Consider the following 6,368-nt stretch of genomic DNA (forward strand, 5'->3'; position numbering starts at 1 on the left):
TCCTTTTTTGTTATAAGTCTGCCAATATATTATGTAATGCACTATAATTTTCAGCTATCCAATTCATTTCATCTGCAAAACGTGAAGGTGGTACACTATGCTGATCCATATTGGCATGAATCCACCATGTACTCTCCATATACCAAAGCATTTGAATTGCCCGAACAATACTCCCTACTGGAAAGTCTAATTTATTACGGTATCCCGCTAAAAATGATGCAACTAGACTCTTATTTAATACTCCATCATGTAGAGCACAAGAGATAACCGCACGCCCAATATCCAACTCTACATAATCATAATCCATACGATCAAAATCTAGAATTGCTGAGACTTCATCGTTATGGAATAAGAAATTATCTACCCATAGATCACGGTGCCCCCATCCTTTTTTACTACTATAAAATTGCTCTATTTTTACTAATTGTGTTGCTTCTCGCTGTAATTTTATATGGGAGAGAATATGTTCTTTTCCTAGCTGTTCTGCTTCTTTCCTTTTATCTTCCCAATGTTTAAGCCTTTCCTCTTTAGTAGGCGGAACAAATTTAGGTTTTTCTCCTTCTATTAAAGAGCCATCATTTAACAATTTATGCATTTGACCTATTGTCTTACCAAGAGAGTAGATTTCCTTTTCATTCAATTTTCCTGGTGAAATTATATTACCTTCTTTATGTTCTAAAACTATAAATCTTTCATTGTTTTTTGATAAATGCATTACATTATTTTTATAAGTTAGGAGATTTGGACAACTTACACCATTATTATGTAGTCTTTGCTGTTGTTGTAATGCTTGTATTAAAAGTTCTGGGTTATACATTTTGTAACGTTCTTTATTATATTGCTTTAATACAAAAAATCCTGCATCCGTATCGAGTTTCCACTTTAAATTTAGCCAACCACGATGAATAGGTATTGCATTTCGAATTTTAAACTTAAATAAAGACTCACACTCCACTTTCAGCTCTTGAAAAATCATTGCAGCTTTTTTATTACATAATGGCTCAATCATCTTACTTATCCTTTCTTAACTTGACGTTCTTTACATCAGTTGCAAATATTCATCAAGATCTTTCGAAATTTGTCTAAAAGCTTTATCCCAAAATGCATATCTCGTTATATCTATTTCAAAATGTTTTTTCATAAGTTCTTCCACTGGAGCTTTTCCTGTTTCTCGTAAAAACTTTTTATATTTCGAATGAAAAGTACTTTTACTTTCTTGAGCTATTTCTATTAAACTAAAACTAGCTAAATACCCAAATGTGTATGGATAATTATAAAATGGAACATCTGCTATATAAAATTGAATGTATTTCATCCACACAAACGGCTGATATTCTAATAAAGCATGCCCGTATGCTTTTTCTTGTGATGCTATAGATAATTTCTCAATTTCATCAGCACTTAAAGGACCTTCTTTACATTTTTCATAAAAGTTCTTCTCAAATTCAAATGATGCTCGTATTGCCATTACATAATTAAAACTATTTCTTATTTTCCAACTAAGCAATGACTTTTTCATATCTATACTATCTGTTGTTTGAATTAGATAGTTTATAAGCACGGTTTCAAAAAATATAGACGCTGATTCTGCTGTACTCATTGGCAAATAATCATCTAAAAAAGAAGTAGATTGTTCAAAGCTCATATTATAAAAATGCCAAGCATGTCCTAGTTCATGCGCAAGTACTCTTACACTATCGATACTTCCGTCATAACGCATTGAAATTCGCGATTCTTTCTCACTGAAGAAAGGAGCGCAAAACCCGCCTGGTGCTTTATTATCTCCCGGCTCCGCATCTACCCATCCACTCTCTATTGCATTACGTGCAAATTCTGCTAATTCTTTATCTATATTTTCAAATGCATCGTATATGTTTTGAACTGCTACTGAAAAGGGGAAATTAACTTCATTATTTTCCTTTACTGTCATAAGTTCATGCCATGTAATCGAAGCTTCCCCCTTCTTAAACACGTTTAAAACACTTACTAATTTATCAAGATTTTCTTCTGTCGCATTCCACATTTGTAATAATACAGTGTCAGTAATGCCATTCGCATGTAGAGATTGCGTTAAAACCTCTCTATCTTCTAATTCATTAATCTTTGTATTACGTAATCTCCCTATGTGAGTCAATACGGTAGCAAAGATTTCTTTTTCCTTATGTAAGGCAATTGTTACTAACTCGAATACTTGTACTCTTTCCTTTTCATTATTACTATTCATTGCAATATTATTTGCTTGTCCAAATGATAATTGCTTATTATTGTGCTCTATTTCTATCTTATTTCTTAATTGTATGTACATATTTTCCCATGCATGAAGTTCATCTTTTATTAAATTAGTATTAATATTATTGGAAGTTTCCATTTCACTTTTCTGTAATACTTGCTGCACTTCTCTTTTCAAATCTATTACTTCCTTGGTCAATATAGTAAGGTCAGATGCAACACTTTCTTCAGCCGATCGGCAATACAAATAATATTCAGCCTTTTCAATAGCTTGTATAAGTTTTGAAAGGCCCCCTACAGCTTTTGTCGCATAATATTGTTCTTTCAGCACTAATATTGGAGTTAGAATATCCTCAATCGCATACAATCGATCTAAATCCCACCTAGCAATTTCGTTCATTTTTATAGCCGCCTCCTATTTTTACAAATAGTTACAGATATTTCTCCCCTCACAATTATAAACGAAATGTAAATTTTTTAATATCTTTAAATATTTAGATTTCTATAAATACATTCTTATTTATATTCTTCTGCTACTGAAACACACATACCATAAACATATGAATGCTACTGCTACTGGAATCAGTATTACTCCTCCAATAAAAGGATAAACAACTACACAACATGTAAAAGCTACTATAGAAAAAATTTTACCTAACCTATTCTTTATTAATTTCATTCCAGCCGCAGTACCGACTATATATGTAACAATTCCTAACGAATTCGGTATTAATACAATTTTATCTATACTAATATGGAAAACGAAACTTATTAACAAACCTATTATTGCAGTGCAACCTACAACTTTTAATGCATTTGTTGGGGTTTCTCTTTTTTTATTTATATGTGCTAAATAATGTGGTGCAACTTCAGCTTTTCCTAACGAATAACCTAAGCGACCCATACTTGCGATAAATGCATTTGTCGTCCCTAAACAAATTATAAAAGCTACAAATCCAATTATCCATGCAAATTGCTCGCCTAATGTTTGTTTCATTACAAGCACGAGAGCCGTAGTATTATCAGCATTTATATGATAGGATTTCGTTCCAATTACTGATAATGCAAACACTCTCACTATATAAATTCCACCAGTCATTGAGACTACGATTTGACCAACGCTACCCGCAATAAAAAAACACCATCCTATAATAGCACCTATATTTTTACCGAAAGCTTTTTCTGCAAACGTGGCAATTCCACCTGCACTTGAGTACTCAATCGATAAAAAAGCGAACGTAAATGCAAGTGGAATACTAAGTAATATCATAACAAGCCAAGAAACAATCGCATTCCCTTCTGCTACACTCGCTGTCATACTAGGTAATATTCGATGATTTTATCTTCACCGATACCATATCGACCAATTATTACTGATTAATAAGAAAAAAGGATTGATCAAAAGATCAATCCTTTACTCTACTTCATTTAAGAAGAACAATGTTAACGCACCAGGTCCTGTATGCGCACCGATTGCTGCTCCAATTGTATTTACGATAAATACCTCACAGCCAAATCTTTCAGTAATTAATGCTTTTAATGCTTCAGCTGTTTCTAAGTCATCACCGTGAGTCATAGCGATTGTTTGACCTTTAAGGTCTTTTCCGCGCTCTTCCATAATATCTACAATTCGGCTTAGTACTTTCTTTTTCCCTCTTACCTTTTCAAGTGGTACAAGCTTTCCTTCTTCCACGTTTAAGATCGGCTTAATGTTTAGTAAACCACCGATAAAACCAGCTACTTTACTTAAGCGCCCACCTCTCACTAAGTACTGTAAGTCAGCTACTGTGAAGATATGTTCTATATGGTTCATTAGAAAATCAACACGTTTTAAAATATCTTCTTTTGATGCACCATCTTTCGCCATTTTAGCAGCTTCTAGTACGACAAGCCCTTGACCAAGCGAAGCACATTTTGTATCGATAATTTCTAAATCTAAATCAGCATATGTTTCTTTTACTTCTTCTTTAATAACAACTGACGATTGATATGTACCAGACAGTTCAGATGAAAAAGCTAAATATATACAAGGATTACCTTCTTTTGCATAAGAAACAAATTTTTCTTGGAAAGTTTCAAGCGAAGGCAATGACGTTCTATAAACAGCGCCTTCTTTCATGTTTTGCAATAATGTAACTGACTCTAATGTAACTCCATCTAAATACTCTGTTTCTGCTTCATCATAAACACGGAGTGGAATTAAATCAATATCATATGCTTGCAGCAATTCTACCGGTAAATCCGCCGCACTATCCGTAATGATTTTAACACCCATTTTTAAACCTCTATTCTGTTATAAATATAAAAAATATAAAATAAAAATAGTACTTTTAAATTATATACGTAAAACTTAAATGAAGAAAGGAAAAGACTTTATATTGTATGCACTATTCTTCAAAACTTGAACTGTTAATAAAAATCATCTAAATTTAACCGCTTTACATTCTGTATAATACAAATATATCGAATTTTCCAAAGGAGTGATACAAATGAGTATTCAACTAGCCACCTCTTATGATTTAGAATGGGTTAATAATCAATATAAATCGATAGGATTTGTACCCAGTGATTTAGAACGGGATCTAGTGGCAATCATTACATACGATAATGTGTATGCAGGTGTTGGTCGATTAGTCCAAATAGATAAAGATACTATAGAAATGGGCGGGATTTTTATTCTCCCTAAATTTAGAGGTCTACAATTAGCGGGGGAACTTGTTTCATTTTTAGTAGAAATTGCGAAGAAATTACAAGTACAACATGTATATTGCCTTCCTTTTGAGGAATTAGAATACTTTTATAAGAAATATGGATATACTGCGGTCGATACCAAGAAAGAAATAGTTCATCCAATTATTCTAAAAAAATATAATTGGTGTTTAGATCATTATGATAGGCATGTATTACTATTTAAATTGTGAGTCCTGTAAAAAAAGAAGTGAATACACTTTATATTACACATCAATTTATAGCAAGTAATTTTCAATGTTTTTTATTAAATTCTTAAATCAAACCACATATAATCCAAATTTTATGTCTGTTTTTAATAAGTGTTAGTAAGTTCGTTTTCAAACATGTTAGCACTTATTTTTTCATAGACCTAAATAGATTCATATAATAAAGTAACTATCCCTGTTAGCAAAAATTAGTATTTATAAATATTACACTGAATTTATTGAGGAAAAAACATTTGTAGCATTTAGGGAATATATTCATTTTTATTTAATTCGTACTTGTACTTCCTGTTCTTGTATTACTTGAACGACTAATTCCAGTACAATATTTTGCATTAATTGATACACATTATTATGAAATGTACTTTGTTCTGATATGTATTCAATACATTGATAAATATAGCCTTCTACAAATAAGCTCCCTTTTTCAACTGTAAATGTATTTTGTCCATTTTTTATTACTTTTGGCACTAAGAATTCAGTTTTTGTCAAAACAATCTCCTGTTCCACCTCTTTTATTCCTATGACTTTTTCTTTAAATACAACTTTTTCTCGTAAAATAATTTCACCTTTATATTTCCCTATTTCTATTGGTAGCTTGGCTGTTATAACATTATTTATTTCTCCTTCATTTTCACCCTCTAATACTATGCTATGTATAGGGGTCCATGAAGATGTCTCTACCTTATTCTCTTCAATATTCCCTATGACTTTTTTATTATATAATTCCATAAGCACTCTTTTTTCATGAAGATTAAAAGAAACTATTTCACAATAAGCCTCCGAATGATACTGTTGTACTGTAGTTAATAACTTAGAATCTAATTCACGCCTACCTACATCTTTTTCATTTTGAAAAACAAACGCTTCTTGATTTTTTATGTTTATTTTTGGAAATATTTTAAAACTAGACACTTCAGAAATAATAGAAAATGGTGTTTTCACTACCATTGAACGCACTGAAGATTCTATTTGTGATTCAGATGTTGCATTTTCTTTCTTTACCTCAGATACTTCCTCCTCTTTCTTTCCTTCAGTTACTTCCTCCTCTTTCTTTCCTTCAGTTACTTCCTCTTCTTCCTTTCCTTCAGTTACTTCCTCTTCTTCCTTTCCTTCAGTTACTTCCTCTTCTTCCTTTCCTTCAGTTACTTCCTCTTCTTCCTTTCCTTCAGTTACTTCCTCTTC

5 protein-coding genes and 1 pseudogene are annotated in these 6,368 nt (G+C 31.9%); 1 reads left to right on the top strand and 5 read right to left on the bottom strand.

Annotated features, from left to right (window positions below):
• Positions 1-10 precede the first annotated feature (10 nt).
• The 4 genes and pseudogenes from FS742_RS06415 to FS742_RS06430 form a co-directional block, all read right to left on the bottom strand.
• Positions 11-1,009 carry a phosphotransferase gene (locus FS742_RS06415; RefSeq protein WP_144611654.1) on the bottom strand — a complete coding sequence of 333 codons (999 nt, stop codon included), beginning with the start codon at positions 1,007-1,009 and terminating at the stop codon, positions 11-13.
• A 30-nt stretch (positions 1,010-1,039) separates the two neighbouring features.
• Positions 1,040-2,629, bottom strand: coding sequence for a M3 family metallopeptidase (locus FS742_RS06420; RefSeq protein ID WP_144611655.1), 1,590 nt, complete (start codon positions 2,627-2,629; stop codon positions 1,040-1,042).
• 120 nt (positions 2,630-2,749) lie between these two features.
• Positions 2,750-3,559: pseudogene (locus FS742_RS06425) on the bottom strand (amino acid permease); the annotation flags it as partial.
• 84 nt (positions 3,560-3,643) lie between these two features.
• Positions 3,644-4,504, bottom strand: a complete 861-nt coding sequence (locus FS742_RS06430) for a DegV family protein (protein WP_144611656.1) — start codon at positions 4,502-4,504, stop codon at positions 3,644-3,646.
• Positions 4,505-4,718: 214 nt separating this feature from the next.
• On the opposite strand from FS742_RS06430, the gene FS742_RS06435 reads away from it, so the two are divergent.
• Complete coding sequence (locus tag FS742_RS06435; RefSeq protein ID WP_144611657.1) at positions 4,719-5,150, top strand: GNAT family N-acetyltransferase; 432 nt, start codon at positions 4,719-4,721, stop codon at positions 5,148-5,150.
• A 297-nt stretch (positions 5,151-5,447) separates the two neighbouring features.
• On the opposite strand, the gene FS742_RS06440 is transcribed toward FS742_RS06435, so the two are convergent.
• On the bottom strand, positions 5,448-6,368 hold a 921-nt coding region (locus FS742_RS06440; RefSeq protein ID WP_260869629.1), incomplete at its 5' end, for a BC_2427 family protein.

The organism is Bacillus cereus (assembly GCF_007678085.1).
Taxonomy (GTDB): domain Bacteria; phylum Bacillota; class Bacilli; order Bacillales; family Bacillaceae_G; genus Bacillus_A; species Bacillus_A cereus_BE.